This is a genomic window from Neobacillus sp. NPDC093182 (assembly GCF_044754045.1).
On the sequence record NZ_JBIVOI010000004.1, the window covers coordinates 59,520 to 82,345 of the forward strand.

24 protein-coding genes are annotated in these 22,826 nt (G+C 42.1%); 6 read left to right on the forward strand and 18 right to left on the reverse strand.

Features of this window, described 5'->3' with window-relative positions; translation table 11 throughout:
* Positions 1 to 414: 414 nt before the first annotated feature.
* The 3 genes from ACIQAA_RS09335 to ACIQAA_RS09345 all read right to left on the reverse strand — a co-directional run bounded on the left by ACIQAA_RS09335 (position 415) and on the right by ACIQAA_RS09345 (position 3,707).
* Entirely contained in the window at positions 415 to 537 is a 123-nt protein-coding gene (locus ACIQAA_RS09335; protein ID WP_402618056.1) for a hypothetical protein, read from the reverse strand.
* 347 nt (positions 538 to 884) lie between these two features.
* A complete protein-coding gene (locus tag ACIQAA_RS09340; RefSeq protein WP_402618059.1) occupies positions 885 to 3,038 on the reverse strand; it encodes a YhgE/Pip family protein in 2,154 nt (717 codons plus the stop codon).
* A 99-nt stretch (positions 3,039 to 3,137) separates the two neighbouring features.
* Complete coding sequence (locus ACIQAA_RS09345) at positions 3,138 to 3,707, reverse strand: TetR/AcrR family transcriptional regulator (protein WP_402618714.1); 570 nt, start codon at positions 3,705 to 3,707, stop codon at positions 3,138 to 3,140.
* 753 nt (positions 3,708 to 4,460) lie between these two features.
* Here ACIQAA_RS09345 and ACIQAA_RS09350 point away from each other — a divergent pair.
* The 3 genes from ACIQAA_RS09350 (at position 4,461) to ACIQAA_RS09360 (ending at position 9,573) form a co-directional block, all read left to right on the forward strand.
* Complete coding sequence (locus ACIQAA_RS09350; RefSeq protein WP_402618061.1) at positions 4,461 to 4,604, forward strand: hypothetical protein; 144 nt, start codon at positions 4,461 to 4,463, stop codon at positions 4,602 to 4,604.
* A gap of 167 nt (positions 4,605 to 4,771) precedes the next feature.
* Entirely contained in the window at positions 4,772 to 6,403 is a 1,632-nt protein-coding gene (locus ACIQAA_RS09355; protein WP_402618063.1) for an SWIM zinc finger family protein, read from the forward strand.
* A gap of 257 nt (positions 6,404 to 6,660) precedes the next feature.
* Positions 6,661 to 9,573 (forward strand): DEAD/DEAH box helicase, encoded by a 2,913-nt coding sequence (locus tag ACIQAA_RS09360; RefSeq protein WP_402618066.1) that lies wholly within the window; start codon positions 6,661 to 6,663, stop codon positions 9,571 to 9,573.
* A 153-nt stretch (positions 9,574 to 9,726) separates the two neighbouring features.
* On the opposite strand, the gene ACIQAA_RS09365 is transcribed toward ACIQAA_RS09360, so the two are convergent.
* The 4 genes from ACIQAA_RS09365 to ACIQAA_RS09380 form a co-directional block, all read right to left on the reverse strand.
* The gene (locus tag ACIQAA_RS09365; protein ID WP_402618069.1) at positions 9,727 to 10,797 is read right to left on the reverse strand and encodes a 3D domain-containing protein; all 1,071 of its coding nucleotides are present in this window, start codon (positions 10,795 to 10,797) and stop codon (positions 9,727 to 9,729) included.
* A 473-nt stretch (positions 10,798 to 11,270) separates the two neighbouring features.
* The gene (locus ACIQAA_RS09370; protein WP_402618072.1) at positions 11,271 to 11,522 is read right to left on the reverse strand and encodes a hypothetical protein; all 252 of its coding nucleotides are present in this window, start codon (positions 11,520 to 11,522) and stop codon (positions 11,271 to 11,273) included.
* Between the two features lie 14 nt (positions 11,523 to 11,536).
* Entirely contained in the window at positions 11,537 to 11,719 is a 183-nt protein-coding gene (locus ACIQAA_RS09375) for a PD-(D/E)XK nuclease family transposase (RefSeq protein WP_402618075.1), read from the reverse strand.
* A gap of 40 nt (positions 11,720 to 11,759) precedes the next feature.
* On the reverse strand, positions 11,760 to 12,146 hold the full coding sequence (locus ACIQAA_RS09380; protein WP_402618077.1) for a hypothetical protein: 387 nt from the start codon (positions 12,144 to 12,146) through the stop codon (positions 11,760 to 11,762).
* A gap of 219 nt (positions 12,147 to 12,365) precedes the next feature.
* Between ACIQAA_RS09380 and ACIQAA_RS09385 the strand changes: the two genes are divergently transcribed.
* Complete coding sequence (locus ACIQAA_RS09385) at positions 12,366 to 12,776, forward strand: helix-turn-helix domain-containing protein (RefSeq protein ID WP_402618080.1); 411 nt, start codon at positions 12,366 to 12,368, stop codon at positions 12,774 to 12,776.
* Between the two features lie 266 nt (positions 12,777 to 13,042).
* Here ACIQAA_RS09385 and ACIQAA_RS09390 read toward each other — a convergent pair whose 3' ends face one another.
* The gene (locus ACIQAA_RS09390) at positions 13,043 to 13,318 is read right to left on the reverse strand and encodes a hypothetical protein (protein WP_402618083.1); all 276 of its coding nucleotides are present in this window, start codon (positions 13,316 to 13,318) and stop codon (positions 13,043 to 13,045) included.
* On the reverse strand, positions 13,315 to 13,704 hold the full coding sequence (ssb, locus tag ACIQAA_RS09395; protein WP_402618086.1) for a single-stranded DNA-binding protein: 390 nt from the start codon (positions 13,702 to 13,704) through the stop codon (positions 13,315 to 13,317). The genes ACIQAA_RS09390 and ssb overlap by 4 nt, the downstream gene beginning before the upstream one ends.
* Before the next feature lie 253 nt (positions 13,705 to 13,957).
* Between ssb and ACIQAA_RS09400 the strand changes: the two genes are divergently transcribed.
* On the forward strand, positions 13,958 to 14,389 hold the full coding sequence (locus ACIQAA_RS09400) for a YwpF family protein (protein WP_402618089.1): 432 nt from the start codon (positions 13,958 to 13,960) through the stop codon (positions 14,387 to 14,389).
* 34 nt (positions 14,390 to 14,423) lie between these two features.
* Here the strand turns inward: ACIQAA_RS09400 and ACIQAA_RS09405 are convergent, their stop codons facing one another.
* The 5 genes from ACIQAA_RS09405 to spoIIID all read right to left on the reverse strand — a co-directional run bounded on the left by ACIQAA_RS09405 (position 14,424) and on the right by spoIIID (position 17,571).
* Entirely contained in the window at positions 14,424 to 14,813 is a 390-nt protein-coding gene (locus ACIQAA_RS09405; RefSeq protein ID WP_402618091.1) for a hypothetical protein, read from the reverse strand.
* Positions 14,814 to 14,925: 112 nt separating this feature from the next.
* Positions 14,926 to 15,351 carry a 3-hydroxyacyl-ACP dehydratase FabZ gene (gene fabZ, locus ACIQAA_RS09410; protein ID WP_063254781.1) on the reverse strand — a complete coding sequence of 142 codons (426 nt, stop codon included), beginning with the start codon at positions 15,349 to 15,351 and terminating at the stop codon, positions 14,926 to 14,928.
* Between the two features lie 83 nt (positions 15,352 to 15,434).
* Positions 15,435 to 15,752, reverse strand: a complete 318-nt coding sequence (locus ACIQAA_RS09415; protein ID WP_402618094.1) for a DNA-directed RNA polymerase subunit beta — start codon at positions 15,750 to 15,752, stop codon at positions 15,435 to 15,437.
* A gap of 289 nt (positions 15,753 to 16,041) precedes the next feature.
* A complete protein-coding gene (gene mreB / locus ACIQAA_RS09420) occupies positions 16,042 to 17,043 on the reverse strand; it encodes a rod shape-determining protein (RefSeq protein WP_402618097.1) in 1,002 nt (333 codons plus the stop codon).
* Positions 17,044 to 17,298: 255 nt separating this feature from the next.
* Positions 17,299 to 17,571 carry a sporulation transcriptional regulator SpoIIID gene (spoIIID, locus tag ACIQAA_RS09425; protein ID WP_007086083.1) on the reverse strand — a complete coding sequence of 91 codons (273 nt, stop codon included), beginning with the start codon at positions 17,569 to 17,571 and terminating at the stop codon, positions 17,299 to 17,301.
* Positions 17,572 to 18,087: 516 nt separating this feature from the next.
* Here spoIIID and ACIQAA_RS09430 point away from each other — a divergent pair.
* On the forward strand, positions 18,088 to 18,393 hold the full coding sequence (locus ACIQAA_RS09430) for an MGMT family protein (RefSeq protein WP_402618100.1): 306 nt from the start codon (positions 18,088 to 18,090) through the stop codon (positions 18,391 to 18,393).
* Positions 18,394 to 18,404: 11 nt separating this feature from the next.
* On the opposite strand, the gene ACIQAA_RS09435 is transcribed toward ACIQAA_RS09430, so the two are convergent.
* The 4 genes from ACIQAA_RS09435 to spoIIQ form a co-directional block, all read right to left on the reverse strand.
* Positions 18,405 to 18,851, reverse strand: a complete 447-nt coding sequence (locus ACIQAA_RS09435) for a hypothetical protein (RefSeq protein ID WP_402618103.1) — start codon at positions 18,849 to 18,851, stop codon at positions 18,405 to 18,407.
* A 16-nt stretch (positions 18,852 to 18,867) separates the two neighbouring features.
* The gene (locus ACIQAA_RS09440) at positions 18,868 to 19,632 is read right to left on the reverse strand and encodes a hypothetical protein (RefSeq protein WP_402618106.1); all 765 of its coding nucleotides are present in this window, start codon (positions 19,630 to 19,632) and stop codon (positions 18,868 to 18,870) included.
* A gap of 88 nt (positions 19,633 to 19,720) precedes the next feature.
* Entirely contained in the window at positions 19,721 to 21,721 is a 2,001-nt protein-coding gene (locus ACIQAA_RS09445) for a penicillin-binding transpeptidase domain-containing protein (protein ID WP_402618109.1), read from the reverse strand.
* Positions 21,722 to 21,805: 84 nt separating this feature from the next.
* Positions 21,806 to 22,723: a stage II sporulation protein SpoIIQ gene (gene spoIIQ, locus ACIQAA_RS09450; RefSeq protein WP_402618111.1), complete on the reverse strand. Its 918-nt coding sequence runs from the start codon at positions 22,721 to 22,723 to the stop codon at positions 21,806 to 21,808.
* Positions 22,724 to 22,826 lie beyond the last annotated feature (103 nt).

Consider the following 22,826-nt stretch of genomic DNA (forward strand, 5'->3'; position numbering starts at 1 on the left):
TTCTTACCTGCTTATTTCCCATCTTACCTGCATATTTCCTTTGTTTATCTGCCTAACAAAATCCTTACCCAAACTTAAAGCTGAAAAAGCCAGGCTGTTGCCTGGCTCAGGTATCTAAACTTCCTAAAAATTGGTATTTTTCTCGGTATTTTTCTTGAATTCTAGATTAAGGTATGGTTTTTTGATTACCTTTTTATTCAAATTCCACTTACCTGCCAAAATGATTGCTTTACCTGCGGATTTGATCTTCTTACCTGCTTATTTCCCATCTTACCTGCATATTTCCTTTGTTTATCTGCCTAACAAAATCCTTACCCAAACTTAAAGCTGAAAAAGCCAGGCTGCTGCCTGGCTGGAGGTATTTAAACTCCCTAAAAATTGGTATTCCGCTCGGTATTCTTCGTGATTTCTCGATTAAGGTTTGATTTTTTGATTACCTTTTTTATTCAAATTCCACTTACCTGCCAAAATGATTGCTTTAACCTGCGGATTTGATCTTCTTACCTGCATATTTCCCATTTTACCTGCATATTTCATTTGTTTATCTACCTAACAAAATCCTTACCCAAACTTAAAGCTGAAAAAGCCAGGCTGTTGCCTGGCTCAGGTATTTAAACTCCCTGAAAATTGGTATTCCACTCGGTATTCTTTGTGAATTCTAGTTTAAGGTATGGTTTTTTAATTACCTTTTTTATTCAAATTCCGCTTACCTGCCAATATGATTGCTTTACCTGCGGATTTTATCTTCTTACCTGCTTATTTCCCATTTTACCTGCATATTTCATTTGTTTATCTGCCTAACAAAATACAGGCCCAATCAACGAAAGCAAGCGTCGAATAAAAAAACATTGGATTCGCCTCCGCGAATCCAATGTTATCCAATATTATGCTGTTTTTTCCATCAATCCTGCACTGCCCTGTTTACGTTTAAACGTAAATGCAAGGTAAATAAATGTAACAACCATGAATCCAGCACTGTAGGCTAGCAAGATTAAGTTGTTTTGCCACATGTAAGCAAAGTCGCCGCTTGAGATGACCGCTTTAAACGCTTGGACGCTGTACGTCATCGGGAAGAAGGCGCTAAATGGCTGCAGTGCCTCTGGAATTAACACAAGTGGGAAGGTGCCCGCGCTTGTCGTTAATTGCATAATCAAAATAAGAATGGCGATGAAACGTCCCACATCCGCTAAGGACGTGACGAGCATTTGAATTAATGTTACAAACACCATACTTGTCAGAATCGTTGTCACGATAAACAACGGCACGCTTTGTACCTCCATACCCAATCCAACAAGCAACACAAAATCGACTAATAGTGCTTGGAGCACACCGATGATGGCGATGACTCCTAGTTTACCGAAAAACCATTGTGAGGCGGAGGCAGGTTTGACGGCAGGTTCTTTTAGGCCGAATACGATAGAGATGATCAGTGCCCCTACAAACAGTCCGAGGGAAACGAAATATGGCGCAAAGCCTGTTCCGTAGTTTGGCACGTTGTTGATCTCTTTTTTATCAACCTTTACTGGCTCGCCCATCATATCATAGGTATCATCATCCGCTTGGACACTGTTCGCCGCTTCCGCACCCTGTGATAGCTTCTCGTTTAATTCTGAGGTGCCATCCTGAAGTTTCTCAGTACCTGCTTGTAATTCAGTAGAACCTTCCGCAAGCTTACCAGTTCCTTCTGTTATTTTATCCGCACCTGAAGATAATTCACCCATTCCAGCTGTCAGTTGGCTGGCGCCCGCATTAAGTGCAGTTGACCCTTCATAGAGCTGGTGGATTCCTTGTTGTAATTTCACCTGGTTAGCATTGATTTCACCGATTCCGCCAACTAATTGTCCAAAGACTGGGTCGGTTTGTTTTTTCAATTGTGTTTCTAAACCTGAAGTCGCTCCTAGTAACTGTCCATTTACCTGGGACTTAAATTGTGTGAAGCCTTGGTGGATTCCAGGAGTAATCGCTTGTGCAACCTGCTGCTGGACTTCTGCCTTAGATGGCGCAGTTTGCTGGGCCATGATTTCAGACACAGTTTCAGCTGGCACGCCATTGGCGATTAACGCCGCCGCAAGCTCCTGCATTTTTACAGTTTGCTGCGCGATCATCTGATCCGCAATCTGTGCGGATAATCCTGCACCAAGCTGTGTTTCAAACTGATTGATACCTTCATTTAATTTTTCCGTACTTCCGGTTAACTGCGAGTTAATTTCAGCCGCAATCGCTGCCGGCAGCTCTCTTTTAATCTGCTCTGCTCCGGTTTGTGCTTTTTCGGTGCCTGTCACCAAAAGCGACAGCTTGTCATCTACTACTTGTAATCCTTGTTGGATGGCTGCGGTCCCTTGGGCTATTTCACTGGAGCCAGCCGCAGCGCTGTTGATACCTTCTTCGAATTCGATTGATTTGCTGGCTAAGGTTTCTAGGTTTTCTTTGATTTGTCCAGCACCGTCGTTTAGTTTTGCCGAACCTTCATTGAGCTGGCCGGCTCCCTCACTTGCTTGTGCTAACCCGTCACCCATTTGGGTTACTTTTTCAAAAATGCTTTCAGAGTAAGTTGCGACGATCTCTTTTGAAATCTCGGCTTTGATTTCCTTCATCGCAGTTTCACCAATTTGCGCGGATAGGAAGTTTGCCCCTTCATTCGGAACATATTTGATTTGGAGCTTTTCTGGATGATCCTCCAGCAGTGTTGTGGCATTCTTTGAAAAATCACTTGGAATTTCCACTAGAAGATAATACTTTTGATCCTCCAAACCTTGGTAGGCCTGCTCCTTGTCAACGATATCAAAGTCGAACGTATTGCTTTTCTTCAGATTATTGACGAGGTCGTCGCCAATATCGAGCCTCTCCCCGGCGAGTTCCGCGCCCTGGTCCTGATTGACAATTGCCACAGGCAGGTCACCTAAATATTTATACGGATCCCAAAACGCCCACAAAAACATTCCCGCATATAGAACTGGTATAAAGAGTATGGCGATGATGGGAATCAATACTTTGCGATTGGTAAGGATCGTTTTTAATTCTGCTTTAAGTCCTTTCATGTTGTAACCTCCTGACTATTTTATTCAATTAGTCATTTTTATTTTTAAAAAATATTGACCGTTTTATTCAAATGGTCAATTCTGGGCAAAATAAAAGACTCATGTTAATAAGCCTTTTAGTAAGTACAGTTCAAAGAGCTGAGCAATCTCTTCTTTTTTTAATGGCGGATGGTTCCTTTGCCAGTCAATCACCAATGAAAAGTACATCTTCAGCATGACAAAGGCCGTGACCTCAGGATCGCAGGTTTTGATTTCACCCTTATCCATTGCTTTTTGAATAATGGCTTTCATGTATTGGATAATCGATTGCTCCACCCGCTGCATCGCTTCAACCACCGTTTGCGTGCCCATGTCGCGCTCTTCCTGAATCAATTTTATCGTCAGTTGATGCGATTCCCGAAACGCATGAACCCGGACTAACACATGGTTCACATTTTCAAGGATCGAAGCCGATTCATCCAAAGCATTTTCCACTTCAAATCGGATGTCAGCGATCAGCGAATTGATAATTTCATCAAATAGCTCTTCTTTCGTTTTAAAAAAGGTGTAGATTGTTCCCTTTCCCACATTGGCTAACTTCGCAACCTGATCCATCGTCGTCGCCTTATAGCCATATAAGGAAAAGGACTTGGCTGCCGCCTCAAGAATCAACTTCTTCCGATCAATCACTGCCAATCCACTCACCTCCAAAACTGACTAAAATACTAATTTGGTCATTTGTACGAAAAGTAATATATCATATCCGTTTTAGAAAAGCAACAGGATGAATTTTTTCGCAGATTTTGTCAAACGGTTTTATGGAACCAAATACCGTTTGCTTACGTCTTATTGAGTAGAGATAAAAGGAAATAACTGGGGGATCACTTCGATGAAAAGACTTTTAATCGCGTTGTTTATTGCGCTGGTTTTGTTTTGTGCTACAGGGGGGTTGGAAAGGTTCGCTTCTGACGTGAAAATACAGGAACCTGAGGTCACTCAAGAGATAGATTCAGTGGAAATTCTATAATAGAAGTTGCCAGTCCTAGCACTGCTGGGGCTGGTTTTTGCGTCCCTGCCGTGACCAAACCTCTTATTCGGACATACCTTGTAAGTGGACAATGAGGTGAGGATAATGGGATTACGATCAACGATTTTGGCATCCTTCAACCACAACAATTGGAGCGCCGTATAACTCGACTTGAGCGCGAAAATGAACGGCAGCAGTTCTCTGTCTCATTTTACTCATCCTTCCTTACCCATATATTACTTTTCTCACCCATGGTTTTGGGGGTTTTCTAAAAAGTTTCACAGATTTTGGTATTTTAGTTATATCGGGATAATGACTACAGAGGTAGTTAGAACTAATTTTATTTTTTATGTATACGAGAATGATAGATTGGTAAAAATGTTGATAGAAAGTAATCTTAAGGGGGAACGAAACCAATGGAAGAATCTAAATTGCTATTATCACAGTTTGCTAGTGAAGATGGCTTTGAGCTTAGTAAATACTTAAATCATTTGTTTGAATATGTCTCACACCAACTGGGACAAAATCCACCTTCATCTACAGAAGCGGAACATACCTAAGCCCAGGCGCTGCTGAATGCCTGGACTTTTTTTTACGTAAATATACGACGATCTTTTTTTAAAAAAAGCCTGTCTTGAATAGAAATCCTCTTTTCTCTCCTCGAATGGTCAATTTTTGGGTATAATATAGGAATATGGATTTTTCTAAAAAAAAGGGGGTCGTGGCTTTGGAGGCAACGACTGCTAATGAACGGATTGAACTTCTTGCAGAAGAAATTAAAGATTTGCTCCATCCGCATGCGGCCGATGATGTTAAGCTCGTTCAAAAGGGCTTAATGCTGTACCGGCAAGGAATGGTCAAGCAATTACAAATATGGAATGCCCAAATTACGGCGATGGTACAGGACGTGATGCCCTGCCATGTGAAACTGAATTTTTCACATTTGTCGTTAAGTAGTTGTACCTGCCCTCACGAGGGACTGTGCCGCCATCAGATGGCTGTGTTTTTTGCTGCTTATTCACGTGTAGGCAGTGTCGCCGAGTGGGTTGCGGAATGGCGTGAACCCATGAAGGAGAAGAATGACGTTGCGAGCTGGGGGCTTCAAAAGGCAAAAGATCTCATCAAGGCGAACGGTGTGATGAAGCCTGATTACGAGCGCTGGGTTGAGTCATTCGAAGTCAGCTTCGACACGATTCTTAATTCGAAAAAATATTCGAGCCCTTTTATTATTGCTGAGCTATTCAATATTTACGAACGGCGGATTAAAGCGAGTGCTCCGGTGGAACAGGAATGGCGTCTGCTTTATGAAATGGTCGGGATTGTCGTTTCATTCAAGAAGCTTGCTGTTTTAACTGTGCAATCAGGGTTTGCTGAGGATGTTGTTAGACGTGCCTACCTCTCTGTGTTCCATAATCTAATTGAGGACGCTGATGAGCTTGTCTTGAAAATTGGTGTTCAATCACTTCCGTTTGACTTTGACCAATTTATTTTAAAATTAAAGGATGAAGTGTTTGAGCTGTTAACTGTTTCTACGGAACTTGAGCAGGAACGTATTTATCTCTACCGTCTCCTCTGGACCAATCTTTTTAAAAAGAAGGAATGGCGCGAGCAGGAAATCATCCGGATTAACGACCGGATGAAGTCCTTGAAGGAGTGGGAAAATCCAAATCCGCTAATGGTTGCTGGGATTCATATCAGCTTTTTGCAGCAAAAGGATGAGCTAGCGTTGGATTTGATTACTAAAATCGATGATAAAGTTATCACTCCCTATATGCTTCATTGGATTGACCTGTTGTCACAGACGAAATCATGGAAACGCGTTGGACCGCTAATTGAGCTGTTTATCTCAAACCTTAAAGGCTATTTAGATTTTTTGCGAACCTATCATTCCTGTGCGTCATTTACCCGATCGGCACTAAAGGCGATTAACCCTTACGTTACCGAGAATGGGAAGGTTGAATTGTATGAGCGCGCGATGCTATCGACTTTGCCTTACAGCTATACGGAATACGAATTTATGCTGTTTGAACGCAAGCAGTTTGACAAATGGGGCGATCTCCAGGCGTTCATGGGCTGGAATTTTTATGACCTGCCACGGGAACGGGTTAAGGTTATTGAAAAGGAAAAACCGGAAGTGCTGCTCGGAATGCTGCACCAATCCGCGCTGAACGAAATCAATCAAAAAAACAGGTCCAGCTACAAAGCAGCCGTCCGCCACCTAAAAAAACTGCGTACCCTATACAAAAAAACAAAACGAGTCGACGACTGGCAATACTTCCTCGACAGCCTAATGGAAAAAACCAAAAGACTCCGCGCCTTCCACGAAGAATGCAAACGGAGCAAACTCATTGAAGAATAGTGGGTTGGTGGTTGGTGGTTGGTGCCTGTCACCGCTCGTGGACACTTTCCACCTCAGGCGGACAGTTTGTTCTCGGTGACAGGCACCAAATAAGGTTTTGTACATTTTTTACTGAGTTTTGTACACTTTTTGTGGCGTTTTGTACACTTTTCGGATGCTTTTGGACATTTTTTTAGGGGTTTTGTACATTTAGACATTATCTGGAAATCCTAACCCCAAATTATAGGCCCCACCCTAGTAAAAGGAGTAACTTTACGATGCTGAAAACTAGATTTGTTAAGCTTCTGACAATTAAATTGGATGATGGCCGTTATCTATTGGCTGCTGAAGATGAGCACGGGTATGGTTTACCTCCTTCTGAGTGGAAGAATGTGTTGTTCAGCCGTCATGATGAGAGCTTTTTTGGCACGCTTCTGGAGAACGAGTCAGTTGATGGTATCGAGGGTGTTGTGGTCACTGGCTGGCACCTTGTTTCTCTTTTTGCAAAAGAGTCGTTCAACCGGTTTATTGACTGGGACTGGAGTGATCAATCCGAGATTTGTTTGGCCGCGGCTCACTCTCTTCATGAAGGAATCCTCGAGAAAGACTGGCTTCCCGACTTTTCTGTTTGGGAGAATGGCGACTTCCGCTGGCAGCTCCCCGTTCGTGTCATGGATGAGTTTGACCCTTCTTTTTGGGACCAGGCCGTCGATACACAAGGTGATCAGGCGGAAACGGTAAGAGAATTTATCTCTGACTTATATGACCATGCCTTAGATTCCTATTTAACTCGGAATGCATCGATGAAAGAGTTGTTTGGACCCAAGCTTGCTTTGCTGAGGAAACAAGGTATTTCTGGTGCGGAATTGGCACGCTATTTTGATGAGGAAACCTGGCTGGAATGGGTCGGAATCAAGGAGAGCGACACTCCTTTCACCATTGGATTAAGGTTAGAGGAACCTCTCGATGGAGAAGGGCCTTGGAACCTGGATGTCTTTTTGCGTGGTAAAAAAAATGTCGATGATGTTTATGGCTTGGACGCAAAGATCCCGGCACGGTGGAAACCATTTTTGGAAAGAGTGGACCGTGAGCAAGGTCGCTGGGCAAGGTTAATTCCGTGGCTGAGTGAGGACGGAGTGACATTGAAATCGGGGCTCACAGAGGAAGAAGCTTGGATGTTCTTGACTGAGGCCAGTGAAACCCTGGTGGCTTTGGACGTGGAGATTCTCCTCCCTGCTTGGTGGCAGGCGATGAAGAATGCAAATTTAAAGGTAAAGGCTTCCTTAAAAGGCTCCTCCAGCCATCGCCCGTCATTTGTCGGGTTGCAGGCTATGCTTGATTTCAACTGGCGTTTTTCCATGAATGGTGTCGACCTGTCCGAAGAAGAATTCGGCCAGCTTGTCGAAGAAAAACGTCGACTCGTGTTTATTCGCGGGCGTTGGGTGAAGCTGGATCCAGGCTTTATTCGACAAATTCAGGACTTGATGAAGCGCGCCGAGAAAGAAGGCTTGCATGTAAGGGATTTGCTCGAGCAGGAACTGGTTGACACGGCTCCGACGGAAGATGAGCTCGAAAATCCGAAAGCCTTCGCGAAGATTCAAATTGAATTGAACAGCCAATGGAAAAAAATGATTAAGCAGCTATCTGAAGCACATGAGATTCCGCTGGGGGAAGTTCCTGCAGGACTTCAGGGTGAACTCCGCCCTTACCAGCAGCTGGGAATGAGCTGGCTCTGGTTTCTGCGTCAATACGGATTTGGCGCTGTCCTCGCCGATGACATGGGGCTCGGAAAAACAGTGCAATTGATCGCGTACCTTTTAAAGGTAAAGGAAGAAATCGGCGCACTTCCTGAAATGGTGACAGGCACCAAGAACGACGGAGCGGGTTCTAAAGATAGTACCAAGAGTACCACTGAAAAAACCCCAGTTAAGGCAGCTTTGATTATCTGCCCGACTTCCGTTCTAGGTAACTGGCAGAAAGAGCTTGAACGTTTTGCTCCTGAAATGAATGTGTATTTGCATTACGGTTCTAACCGCTTGAAGGAAGAGGCTTTTAAGGAAAAAATCAAAGATGTCGATGTCGTTTTGACTTCGTACGGGTTAAGTCATATGGACTCAGAGGAATTCGAGTCGATCCTGTGGAGTTCGATTTCCATTGATGAAGCACAGAATATTAAAAACGCTGGGACGAAGCAGTCGCGGGCGGTGCGGAGGCTCCGCGGGGGACATCACATTGCCTTGACTGGTACCCCGATGGAAAATCGCTTATCCGAGTTGTGGTCGATTTTTGATTTTACCAATCATGGCTATCTTGGCAGCTTGGGGCAATTCCAGAAGAAATTTGTTATTCCGATTGAAAAGGATGAGAAAAAGGAAAAGGTCAATGAGCTGCAATCGTTAATCCGTCCATTCCTGATGAGGCGGACGAAAAAGGACGAAGAGGTGGCACTCAATCTTCCTGAAAAGCAGGAGCAAAAAGAGTATTGTCCGCTTACATCTGAGCAGGCTTCCCTGTATGAGCAGCTGGTCCGTGATACCTTTGCTGAAATTGAAAAGCTGTCAGGCTTTGAGCGCAAGGGATTAATCTTACAAATGCTCAGCAGGCTAAAGCAGCTTTGTAACCACCCTGCTCTTTATTTGAAGGAAAGGTCAGCTGATAGGCTGCTTCTGGATCGCTCAAATAAATTGGAGAAGCTTGTCGACCTGGTTGACGCTGTTCTAGACTCTGGAGAAAGCTGTCTCATTTTCACGCAATATATCGAAATGGGCGAAATGATTCGTTCGACAATTAAGAAGAAATTTGGGGTTGAGGTGCCGTTTCTGAACGGAAGCGTACCGAAAACACAGCGTGATGACATGATTGAGCGGTTCCAAAATCAGGAGTTCCCAGTGTTCTTGCTTTCCTTGAAAGCAGGAGGAACCGGGCTTAACTTGACCGCAGCCAATCACGTTATCCACTATGATCGATGGTGGAATCCGGCAGTTGAGAATCAAGCCACAGACAGAGCATATCGGATTGGCCAATCCCGCTTCGTTCACGTGCACAAACTTATCTGTACCGGCACGCTGGAAGAAAAAATCGACGCCATGCTCGAGAAAAAACAGCATCTAAACGACCAAATCATCCAAAGCGAAAACTGGATCACCGAACTCTCCACAGACGAACTCAAAGACTTGGTATATCTAGGGTAATCGTTCGGTTATTGTGGGAATATCTGGCTAATTATACAGTGATGTATATTTGGTGCCTGTCACCACCTGCGGCGGTGACAGGCACCGCAGCTTCGACAAAAAAAAGAGATCTAACATCAGTTTTTCCGATGTCAGATCTCTTTTTTACATTGCTTAGTTTAAAATGACGATTTTCACAGTTTTCCTGCCCCATGCGAATGCATGCGCATTGTCTGGCATTACTACATCAATTTTATGGCCTTTGATTGCGCCGCCGGTATCACCAGCAATCGCCACACCATAGCCTTCTACCCATACTTTAGATCCCAATGGTATAACAGATGGATCAACCGCAATTAATTTGATATTTGGATTTTCTTTAATATTGTAACCCATGTAAGTTATATTTCCTGCGGATTGCCAGCTGTAAGCAGTCGCAGTGACATACATTTCTCTACCTGTTGTTCCAGTTGGTGCTGGAGTTGCTACTGGTGCTGGTGCGTTAGCCGCTGCGATTGCTCTCGCTGCCTCTTGTTCTTGACGGACTTTCTCTTGCGCCGCCTGCAGCTGTGCTTGAATTCCTGCCATTTCTTGATTCACTTGACTATATTTTTGTTGCATTACCGTTAAGGATTCTTGTCTCTTTTGTAAGTTTAGATCAAGTTCAGCTTGATGTTTGGCAAGGTTTTCTTGTTCCACAGCCAGCTGTTCCTCTTGCTCAGCAATTACTTTTACATTTTCTTCAATTTGCTTAAGGTCGTTTTCTTGATCCTTAATAATATCATTATCTGCGTTAAACAGAGTGGTTACTGCGCTTGTACGTTGAATAAGATCTGCGACACTTTTAGATTCTAGAATGACATTGATTGCTACATTCAGTTTTTCGTCCTCTTGTAAAGCCACTAACCTGCTTTTCATCACATCTTTGCGGTTATGGATTTTATCCTCAAGGAAGACAATTTCTTCTTTTTTCTGTTCAATCAATTGGCGAGTTTCATCGATTCTCTTCTGAGTTTCTGCTAAGGCTTCTCTATTTTGTGTAATATATGTTTGTAATTCTTCCATCTCTTTGTTGAGCTTATCGATTTCATTGTTAATAGAGTTCTTTTCATTTGCCTTTTGTTCAAGCTCTTGCTCCACAGTATGTAAAGCTTCCTTACTTGATTGTGCATGTGCCACAACGGTACCTGACACCAATATTACGCATGTTAGAAACATGAAAATCATACGCCTTACAAGTTGCATACGGTTTTCCCCCTTCTCTATTAATCTATTTATACCATGACAATGTACCAGTTATATTACAAAAATATTAAAACTCTATCACAAATTGTCATATAACAGTGGAAAACAATGTGAACAGATGAAAATTATAGGTAATTAGTGCGGTGCCTGTCACCACTCGTGGACATTTTGACTGTTTTGTCCATGCGGGGTGGACAGTATGTTTTGAAATGTAATTTTTACGCCATGTGATTGTAAGATTATGGGGTTTTTGTACGCGCAAAGAAGGGCGAAAGAATGGATTTGATGTTAAGTAAGTAATTGTTTTGTCAAAATTGTGAAATATATAAGGCAATATGATTTTGGTTAGTTATTTAATCAAGATGAGGGACAAGCAAAAACAAGAAGAAGGCTTCGGAATACGTCCGAAGCCCTTTTAATCTTGTTATACGTTTGTATTATAAGTATTAGCCGAAAGGAAACAAGCTAATTGTCTATTCTTTGATTTCTTTTAATTTCCTGTTTAATTCCTCTACACTATACGGGGTAAGTTCGGCGGCTTCACTTAAAGGCATTCCTTTTGAAAGCAGGCATCTTATTACGCTTAAAATTCCCTTTTCTCTCGCGTCTTCTAACCGACTCCGTTCATCTGATAGAGCTTTTGCCCGCCGCTCGTACTCTTTTCTAGTCTCAGGATCGGCGCTTAGCATTGTCAACTTCTCCTCCGCTTTACTAATTACATCCATCCTCAAGGACTCCCTTAATAAGTAGTCAGGCATTTTTCTTCTTCCTTAACTCGGTTGAGTTTTTCATTTTCAATTGTTAGATTCACAATTTCTGTTTTAAGGATTGCATTTAACAGGGCAATTAAAAGTTCATTATCATTATCGTCTCCGAACAATTTTTTAAACAGGAAATCATTTAATGGATTTAGGCGATTCATCACAGTACCTCCTATTATTTTACCATGAAATTTCCACCCATTAGACTTCCAGTTTCTCTTGAGCAGACAAAACCTTAGGGTCTTCTTTTTCTCGCAATCCGATTCTTTTTGTGCGTGAAGGAATGATGAAAGCAACTTTGTTGTCTTCGATAATGGCAAAGTTCGTGAAGATATCGTAGGCGTCTTCCTCGGAAAGCGGCCTCTCTCCTTCGATCAGCTGCAAGGATTGGTGGTGACAGTTAAACTGGGAGTTAGTCTCACGGATGTGGATGGTAACTCTTGATTGGTTAAGAGGGATAGAATGGTAAGAAAGGTGTGAAGATGGGTTTTTTGATAGCAGCATGGCGTCGTAGAATTCCGGTTTTCCTTTGATATACATTTCCATTTGACTCGGTCGTTCCCCAATAAATATTAATGAGTTTGGCATATAGTTAACTAACCTCCAATGAGACAAATATTTACATCGATATATATTATTCGACAATAATTTCAATACTCCTTTTTCTAAAATCGTGATCAAACCTTATTAAACCTTGTATGTGCATTGTTTTCACACAAACCACTGTGCATATCCCTCACAATCGAACTATGACATTTCTTTTGCCGTTAAGTTAAAAACAACAATTGTTTATTGGCGGTGAATACAATGTCTTTATCGGAAAAATTGCGCAAGCTGCGCGACAATCGTAACTGGTCCCAGCAAACCTTGGCAGATATGATGAATATGGACCGCTCCACCGTGAGCCGGTACGAAACAGGAAAAAGCATTCCTACCTACCAAACGGACATCCGATTTGCTGATCTTTATCAGGTGGACAAAGAGTATTTAGTCGAGGTACTAGACCAACTGCTTCCAAAAGCGGAGGAGCCTGGTTACATGACGAAGGAAAGCTTGGAGGACCATGATTTGGGCATTATCCTCCAACTGCTCCAACAAGAGCCTGATTTGAAAAAGAATTTACTAGATATCTATCTCATGCCGCCAAAAAGGCGTGCCTTTTTTGTCGATTTATTAACCTATCAGATTAAAGCTAGTAAAAAACATAAAAATATCTAAAAAAGTAGGCCGCTGATCGAGTATCAGCGGCCTTGAAAAATAAAACACAGGGGGTTTTGTACTAGTTTGCCCGACTAGAGAAAAATTATGCACATTTTGAACAAAAAAAATTCCGGCGCTCCTGGGCCGGAAAAGGGGATTATTTTGGAGGGTATTGGCTTTTTTTTAACAAAGGAACCTCTGAATTCGGGGAAAATGTTTACAAAAGGAACCATTTTAGTTTTACCAAAAGTAATCCAAGTTACGACGTCAACAGACGAAGTTTTTCAGAAATGCGAGATAGGGTCGTGAATTTCGGATGGTGTATGTGTGTGGTGATGTGTGGGGTACATTCTGATCGGACTCCAATCTCTTTCCTTTAGCTGGCCTTTCATAATCCATTCTAGCTGACTAATTCGCTTCTGGAGACTGTCCATGTTGGCATTCATCTGAATGATCTTGTTTTGCAGGTTGTCATTATTCTTATTGGCTCGACCAACCATTTTTATCAGGCTTTCAAGCAGCTGTTCTAAACTGGCGGCGACATCATCATGATTTGTCAAAATGGCAGCTCCTCCTTCGTAACTGTAACGGTAACGGGTGGCGGCGATTCAGCCGGGGTGTAGGTTGGTTTTGCACCCAAGAAGCGAATGGTTTCGGCCACCACTTCTGTTACATAAACTCTCTTGCCCTCTTTATTATCATAATGCCTGGTTTGCAGCCTGCCTGTAACTCCAACAACAGAACCCTTTCGACAGTATTGGACCGTATTCTCAGCAGATTTTTTCCAAAGTGTGCACTGGACAAAGTCTGCTTCAATTTCTCCATGCTGGTTACGAAATTGACGGCTAACAGCCAAGGTCACAGTCGTAACAGGCAGCCCATCACTTGTTTTCCTCAATTCCGGATCCCGCGTCAATCTTCCAACAAGCGTGACTTGATTGATCATACAATTGTCTCCTCTCCTTTTAATGGCTTAATCATAGACCTTCACCTCTCGGTTGTAAAACAGTGAAATTCAAATTTTAATGGTATTTTCCGCGCCAAAATCGATTTTTTACGTAGGCAAAAAACGATTTTGGAGGGCTTTTTTTTACCAAAAGGTTTATTTGCAATATACGACAAATATTTTTCGACATTTGCTTCCAGCAGGGATATGTTATAATTTAGAAAATGTGATCGAGTAAGAGGAGGTATTGCCGATGAAAACCTTTAAGTTAGTCGCTTTAGAAGTTGTTGAGGATGGGAATTCCGTTGAAATCCCATTAGAAGATGGATTAATTATCAATAAGGAAAATGAACGAGCGAGCTGGCTCCTTGAAGCCTATACAGATTTATCTCTTTATGACTACTTCCAAAAAATCCACGAGCAAAGCCGCGAGGTGATCGTACAAGCGGTAATTACCAAGCGCGAAAATGAACCCGCCTATTTTCAAACCAAAATTGCTTCACTAAACAAATTCCAAAACCACATAAGTATCTTGTTTGAAGGCCGATTACGCCGTAACAGAAGTGATTACTCTGAACTCCTGCTCGACAGCCTGCTTGAAAGGGGCCTTGGCGGTCAGGCTTTACTTGAAGAATTTAAGGATAAAATGAAAAGCAAACCGAAGCTAAAAATGAAACACGAATAGTAAAAGGGCAGGCTGCTTCAGCCTGCCCCTTTTACTATTCGTCTTTATTGTCACGATCGTTTGCGTCACGGTTGTCTTCGATCATTTCTTCGCCACGAGTATTTCTGTCTCTCATTGCGTCATTATCGTTACCTGTGTTCCTATCGTTGTTTTGATAACGAGTGTTTGTGTTGTTTAACCCGTTATCGTTGTTGCCGTTGTTACCGTTATTGCCGTTGTTGTTGTTACGTGTGTTCGTGTTATTTAATCCGTTTTCGCCGTTGTTGTTGCCACCATCTAAGTTGTTATCGTCGTCAAGTGGTGTATCCACTTCATCGTTTGTCGGCGGTGCAGGATTTTGCTCATCATCATTAACATTACATCCTGCTAATACGGACCCTGATAGAAACACACTTGCTAGTAATAAAAACAGCTTTTTCTTCAAACGTAAAAGCCCCTTTCCATAGGAAAAATATTGACCCTTTTATCGGTCTTCTGTTATTTTCCCCAAGTATGAAAGGACTATTACAAAAAAAAATAATCGGAGATTTCTCCGACTATTTTCCTAATGCAAACGTGATTTCAGCTTCGCACGCCACTTCTCCATCCACTGTCGCCACTGCTTTTCCTTTTCCAATTGGTCCTCGTAAGCGGATGATTTCCACCTCAAGTCGCAGCTGGTCGCCAGGCTTCACTTGTCTTTTAAAACGACAGCCGTCAATGCCGGCAAAAAAAGCCAGTTTGCCGCGGTTTTCTTCTTTTTTCAATACAGCTACGGCCCCAACTTGTGCGAGCGCCTCAACGATTAGCACACCAGGCATAACCGGGTAATCAGGAAAATGGCCATTGAAAAATTCTTCATTTGCCGTTACATTTTTGATACCGACAGCCTTTACCCCTTCTTCAACCTCTAAAATTTTATCTACAAGCAAAAATGGATAACGATGGGGAATAATTTCTTTTATTTGCTGCACATCTAACATTTTAGTACCTCCTCATAGGAACAACTATATACATTTTACTATTAAGAGCATACAAAAAGGAAGGGCAAGCTGCCCTTCCTCGTTTATTTTTTTTCAACTAACTCAATAATATGTGTCCAGGTGGAGCCTTTTAACACATCTCCCGGATCCCCGCTACCGAGAACACCATAGCCAACCGCGGCGCCTGCTATCATAAAAACCCCAGTAAAAATGACCAAAAAAACAATTCTAAGCCAAATTGGAATCAAACGGATTCGAATCCGTTTATTTGCCACTTCTGCTTTTTGGGCTTTTTGAGCAACTTTAGAAGACTTTTGAGTGGCAGGACTCTTCTGCTCATCGTCTTTTGTCTTCTTATATTCTTCCCTCGTTTTCACCTGGTTTAGATGATTTACTGACATCTCTTTATTCCCCTTTAATCGAAGTCCATCTATAGTATTGGACATATAGTTTGTCCATTCTTCTGCTGTTTTTTTCATTTTACCTAATATTATACTCTATTTTATAAAAAAATTAGGGAATAAACAGTAAATTTTTGCAGAAAAAGTATTTCCATGGCAAAAAATGGCGAAAACTTTTAGTTGCGTGCTGTCCTTAAGGCTTGGTACCAAGCCAGCAAAACCCAGCCAAATAAAAAAAGCCCAATGATCAGATCATTAGACTTTTTCAATCGTAAGATGTCCTACCTTATTAAACAATTTTTCGCTTCGCAATGCGGTCAATGTTGTCAAGCATAATTCCTGTTCCGATCGCTACGCAGTCCATTGGGTTTTCGGCCACTAAGACTGGTACCTTGAGCTCATCTGCAAGTAATGTGTCGATTCCGTGCAGCAAGGCCCCTCCGCCTGTTAAGATCACGCCACGGTCGATGATGTCGGCTGAAAGTTCTGGCGGTGTGCGCTCAAGAACGCTTTTTGCAGCCTGAACGATAACAGACACTGACTCGCGTAAAGCACCTTCAATTTCTTCTGAACGAACCGTAATGGTACGCGGTAAGCCGCTGACCATGTCACGTCCGCGAATTTCCATTTCTTCCGAGCGTGATCCTGGAAATACGGTACCAATGTTGATTTTAATATTCTCAGCTGTGCGTTCACCGATCAATAACTTGTACTCACGCTTGATGTGATTGAGGATTTCCATGTCAAACTTGTCGCCGGCCATTTTAATCGAGGAAGAAGTAACGATATCGCCCATTGAAAGGACTGCTACGTCTGTTGTTCCACCGCCGATGTCGACAACCATATTACCGCTTGGCTGGAAGATATCCATACCTGCGCCAATTGCCGCCACTTTCGGCTCCTCTTCCAAGTAGATTTTCTTTCCGCCGCTCTTTTCTGCCGCTTCTCTGATCGCTTTTTGCTCCACGCTTGTAATGTTCGTCGGACAGCAAATCAGAATACGCGGTTTTGATAAAAAGCCCTTTACGTTCAACTTATTAATAAAATGTTTTAACATTGCTTCTGTTACGTCAAAGTCAGCGATTACTCCATCTTTTAACGGGCGGATCGCGACGATGTTTCCAGGTGTACGTCCGACCATACGGCGAGCTTCCTCACCAACAGCCAGAACACGATTCGTATTTTTATCTATTGCTACGACAGATGGCTCATTCAATACAATTCCGCGGCCTTTTACGTGGATTAACACGTTAGCCGTTCCCAAATCAATCCCAATATCCCTAGCAAACATTCTCTTTTCTTTCCTCCTTGAAACGGTCATACTTTCCTAATTGTTAATTGTATCATATTCCTTAAAATTTCCAACCTGTTAACCCAAAAAACGTAGAATTTTGTCGGAAAAATTTTATTGCAAGAGAATGCCGCCTTTATCAGATATTAAAAATGGCCCTTTCCCCGACTTTCTTAGAATGCTCCAGAAAGTCATTTGAAAATGGCCATTTTAAAACATTTTTTCTTTTTTACAGAGATTCTTCTGAATGCCGGCCTATTTAACGGCCTCACCTTCTTTTTCTTCCTTCTGGTACTTCATTTTCGTTGCTTCTCCACCCCGGAGATGTCTGATCGATTTATGATAATCTAAAATTTCTTTTACCTCATTTGCCAGTTCAGGATTTATTTCAGGAAGCCTCTCTGTTAAATCTTTATGGACAGTACTTTTGGATACGCCAAACTCCTTCGCAATAACACGAACCGTTTTTCTCGTCTCCACGATATACTTTCCAATCTTGATAGTTCTCTCTTTGATGTAATCGTGCACACCACTCGCCCTCCCTAAATTGGATGTGAGAAGTGCGAAATGAGACCCGCTTATCACTAAGACGAAATACTGCAACCGCATGCTGCATAAACTAAGCTAACCCTCATGCGCCAGAAAGCATAGTGCCCTCTGATCGATACAATGAATAATCATGTCCCCAACTAATTCCACAAAAGCCTCAAACGACTCTTCACCTCAAACACTCTCTTTGTAAAGGTTTGTAACCATTTTATTAGCTTGGATACGAGAATATGCACGAATTATCCAATCGGGACAAGGTACCACATAAATTTTTTGAAAAATCGGATACTTTTATCGAAAAATAATTCCTGCCTTGCTTTTTTCGACAGCACTAAGAAAACAGTGTACAGTGCATGGCAATAGGATTTATAGAGGAAATATAAGAACAGATTAATTATTTCCTGAGAAATTTGTCGTGATCAAATGTCGAATGAAAATTTTACTGAAAATAATTTTATTTTATAATAGGACTAGCAAACAGAAAGGAAATGACAGATGCAGCCTTTTACAGAAAGAGTTATTGAGATAATAAAAGCGATCCCCGAAGGCAAGGTCATGACCTATGGACAAATTGCCAGAGAGGCTGGGAGCCCGCGTGCGGCTCGTCAGGTTGTACGTGCCCTGCATTCGATGTCAAGGAAGCATCGCCTCCCCTGGCACCGTGTCGTCAACGCCAAGGGACAAATTGCCCTTCAGGACGATGAATCCTATCATGAGCAGCTTTTCTCACTCGAGAGTGAAGGTATTCAAGTGGGACTGAACGGAACCATTGACCTTGAGAAATACCAATACCACCCATAACGGGTGGTATATTAGATTTTTGTTAAACCTAAAGCGAGGTGGTCCCATAATATTTTTTCAACCATTTCCCATTTATTCTCCTCACATCGAACCATTAATACAATTTCTGACGAGATATTTTTGCTGCCCCGTTTATTTTTATTGAGCATGAGCATCTTTATTAGAAACCCCAAAAGCAGTCCAGAAACAGCTCCAATGATTCCCCAAAGAATCGGTCCCCATTCCAGTTCATAGCCGTATATCGCTCCTAGCAGCATTAAACAGGTTCCTAGAATGGCCGGACCGTCAAATAAACTAAATCCATCTGATTTATGAATGGTATCAAACAGATTTCTTGGTTCCTTCCGCTTATCAAGCGGGGCGGCTAAAATCAATTCCTTTGAGATTCCCTGCTGCTCCAGTGCGGTAATCGCCAGCTCAATATAAATGGAATTCTCAAATGTAGCAATAACAAACATCCACTCAACCCACTTCTTAAAAAGGAAATTTGAACTCTTTCTTTTGGTAATTTTCTCTTAAAAATTTTTTCATCTCTTTTTCAAATAGAATATTGTAATCAATCGCTCCGACGTAAGCGTCAAAATGGATAAAAAAATAGATGGAAGGTAAATACATGGCCCACTGCATGTGTAAAATTTGTTTAGCTACATCAAACTCTCCTATCATGGTAAGGTGAATGGCCTGTGGCAGATGCCCAAAATACAGGATTGCCACCGTGTAAGCAAAGATAAAAAATCCAACAATGACTTTATGAATATATAAATGCCCTAGGCCTGGAAACAACACCGACCACAGAACCGCGACCCACGGTTTTCGTTTATCTAAAAAGTTTATATCCCATGCACCCATGGCAATCGGCCGCAATGGGGCGTCCTCTCGGTCGGCTAAAATGTATTGCTTATTCATGTCTACTGTCTGTCGATAACCATCCCAAATTCCAAACATATAGATGGCAACATAAACCATCAGCCATTGTTCGTCTATCACATCCATCGCTTTCGCAAAATCACCTGTTAACGTATAAAATATTCCAAGATTTATTTTGGCACTTTGATTAATAAAGGTTTCCCAAAGGATGAGGATAAAACCGGCAATATATCGATGAAGCAATAAATGGCCGAACCCTGGGTATGAAAATGAAAAAAAGGCCACAACCCAAGGGTTCCTTGGGTAAAACACAGTGGTTGTAAATTGTGATAAGTGAGCCCTCTGTCTTCGGGCTTGAGGATATTGGCTCAATTTGGTTCTCCTGTCCTTTTAAATCTTATTTTTGCTTTTATTTGGTCCAAATATCCTAAAAAAAACAGAAACCAAAGACTGGTTTCTGTTACTTAAGTTTCATATAAACATTTTTTACCTTTTTCACAGGGATTTGAGAACCGCCGCGATCCAGAACATTTTCTACCATCATTGCTACCATCAAACTTGGTGAGTTGGTGTTGTAGGCAATGAACCAGCCGTTCTCCGTCCCTTTTTCGCCTTGCTTTTGTTTGATTTCAGCGGTACCGGTTTTACCTGCGAGCGGGTAGTCCGCCATTTCAGCAGAATGCGCCGTACCTTCCGAGTCACCGACGACCTTTCGTAACTGCGATGAAAGGGTTGCAGCGATTTCAGCTGAAACGACTTGCTTTTCACTTTTTTCAGTGTCTAATACAAGGCTTGGTTTAATCATATTTCCGCCGTTCACAAATGGAGTATAGGTTTCCAGTAAATGAACGATGCTCATTTGAATTTGCCCCTGACCGTAGCCGGAGTCTGCTAAAGCAATTTCTTTATCCAAATTACCAATCGCTGATTTTTCAAGCGGGAATGGATAGTCTGACTCTTCTTCAAAGCCAAATTCCTTCAACCCAGCACTGAATGTGTCTTTGCCAATTCCTAATGCTGTCTGTGCAAAATAAATATTATCCGAGAACACCATTGCTTTTTCTAGATTAACAGGGTTAGCTTCATGAACTCTCGTTACAAAATAATTGCCCCACGAGGCACTCTTTTGCCATTTCAATCCCTTAATATCCATTGTTTGCTCTGGGGTAATAATGTTATTCTTGAGCCCGATAGACGCCGTGAGCGGCTTAAACACAGAACCTGGGGCATATGCCTTATTAAACCTAGTCGTCATCGGCTTTTGTGGGTTTTCCTGTAACTGGTTCCACTCGTCCGTTGAGAAGCCCAGGACCGCCTGATTTGGGTCAAATGATGGTGCGCTGACAAGAGCCAGCGTTTCACCCGTTACTGGGTCTATTGCCGCTCCTGCTCCTGCCTCACCAACAAGCTCTGCATAGAGGCTGTTCTGTAAATCGATATCAATGGTGAGCTTTATATCCTGACCATCCTCAACTGGTTTTTCAGCAAGTATTTCCGTGCTGCCATCAGGTTTCTTAATCGTAATTTTTACGCCGCTTTTCCCTTTCAATTGCTCGTCAAAAACTTCCTCGAGCCCTCTTTTTCCAATTAAATCTGTACTTGTATAGCCTTTATCCTTAAGCTTTTCGAGCTCTTCAGCGGTAATCGAGCCAACATAGCCGATTAAATGAGCCGCGGCTTCCTTATATGGATAAATGCGCGCTCCCACTTTTTTCGTTTGCACCGGTTCTAAGGCAACTAATTGAGCAATACGTTCCTGGTCATCCATCGAAACTTTCTTTAACGGCACAAACAAATCTGGCTTCACCCAGCTGGCGGTAATGGCCTTCTCGATTTGCTCTGGTGTCATTTTTAACAGGCTAGAAAGCTGCTGAATAACAGGCTCCTTCTGTCCCTCAAGTTTACTAGGGACCACTCCCACTTCATATACCTGCCCATTTACAGCCAGCCCATTGCCAGCACGGTCAAAGATTTGTCCGCGTGTTGGCGTTGTATTACTGATGCCAATCTTGTCGCCATCCTTTAATTGTGGAAAGATATACGTCGTGTTCCAATCGACATACCAATTGTTCTCTTTGTCACGTTCTTCTTTTTTCATCTTAGCTTTGTGTGTAAATTGGATTTCTCCAGCGATGCTGTTCATGGATGCGGAAAAATCATAAGAGACAGTGTCTTCATCCTTTGCCAGTTCTTCTTCATCGCCCGGTTTATCGAAGGTCATCTTGAGGTCTTTAATTTGTAGGTCATCGTAGATTTTTTGATAGCGGTTCGTGAAGTCTTCTTTCGAAATTACCTCTTTGGAACCCTCCGTTAGGTAATCATACATCTTATCAAACTTTTGTTCATTCCATAGCTTTATGTATGCGTCGAATCGGTCCTGAGGCGTTGGCTCCTTGCTGCAGCCAGCAGCCACCAAAGCGAACAGCGCAGCCATTAACAGCAGCCCAATGATCTTTTTCAAAAAACTCCCCCCTTTTATAACCATTTTAACATATTTAGGCAAAAAAAAAGAGGAAGGTAGATTACCCTTTCCCCTTTGTTACTATTAAGAGTTTGTTTTTTCTGTAGACTCAGAAGATTCGTCTTCGGATGGAGTTTCTTCATCTTTAGATGGTGCTTCTTCATCTTTAGATGGAGCTTCTTCATCTTTAGATGGTGTTTCATCTTTAGATGGAGCTTCTTCTTTAGATGGAGCTTCCTCTTTCGCCGGAGCTTCTTCTTCCTCTATCATTTGCTGCTTTGCATTATCTTCTGATCTTTGTTCCGTTGTAGTGTCTTCATGTAAATCACTTACTGGTTTGTTGAAAAACTTAGTCGGATTAACCGCTACACCATCTTTACGGATTTCAAAATGTACATGCGTTCCAGATTCTTCATCAAACAAGCTTTGTCCAGCCATGGCAATCACTTGTGATTGTTTTACTTTGTCGCCAACCTCAACCTTCACATCTTTAACCGATTGATATTGTGTTACAATACCTTTATCGTGTTCGATTTCAATGACATTACCAAGGGTAGCGTCTTCTTCCACTCTAGTAACTGTTCCACTTAGGGCAGATACGACTTCGAAAGTTTCGCCATCTTTGGATGTGAAGTCAACACCAGTATGCGGAACATACGTATTGTTGTAAAATACTAATGCTGCTTCCTGTTTTTCTTCACTTGCGTTGAAATCATAGAATTCCATTTTAACAACGGCATCCATTGGATCCTTCACAGGCATTTTCAAGTTTTCTAAAGCTGAGTTCACTTCAAGTGCCGGAGTATCGTTCTTCTTACCTGTTAGGTCTGAAGACTCGTAATCGTACTTGTCAGTTGCGTTGTCGCTGCTTTGATACCAAAGAACGGCTGTCAGAATGAGTGCTGCACTTGCAATATAAATGGCTGGAAATACCCAACGCTTCTTGAAAAAGCGTTTTACACTGGAACTTTGAGAAGATCGTTTGTTTTCTTCCTCTCTCATTTTCATCACCTCAGCAATCATTCTGAACAGATAAGTAGAATTATATACACTAGCAAAAAAATTTTTTCTACTTATTTTTTGATTAAGCTTAATTTTTTATGCA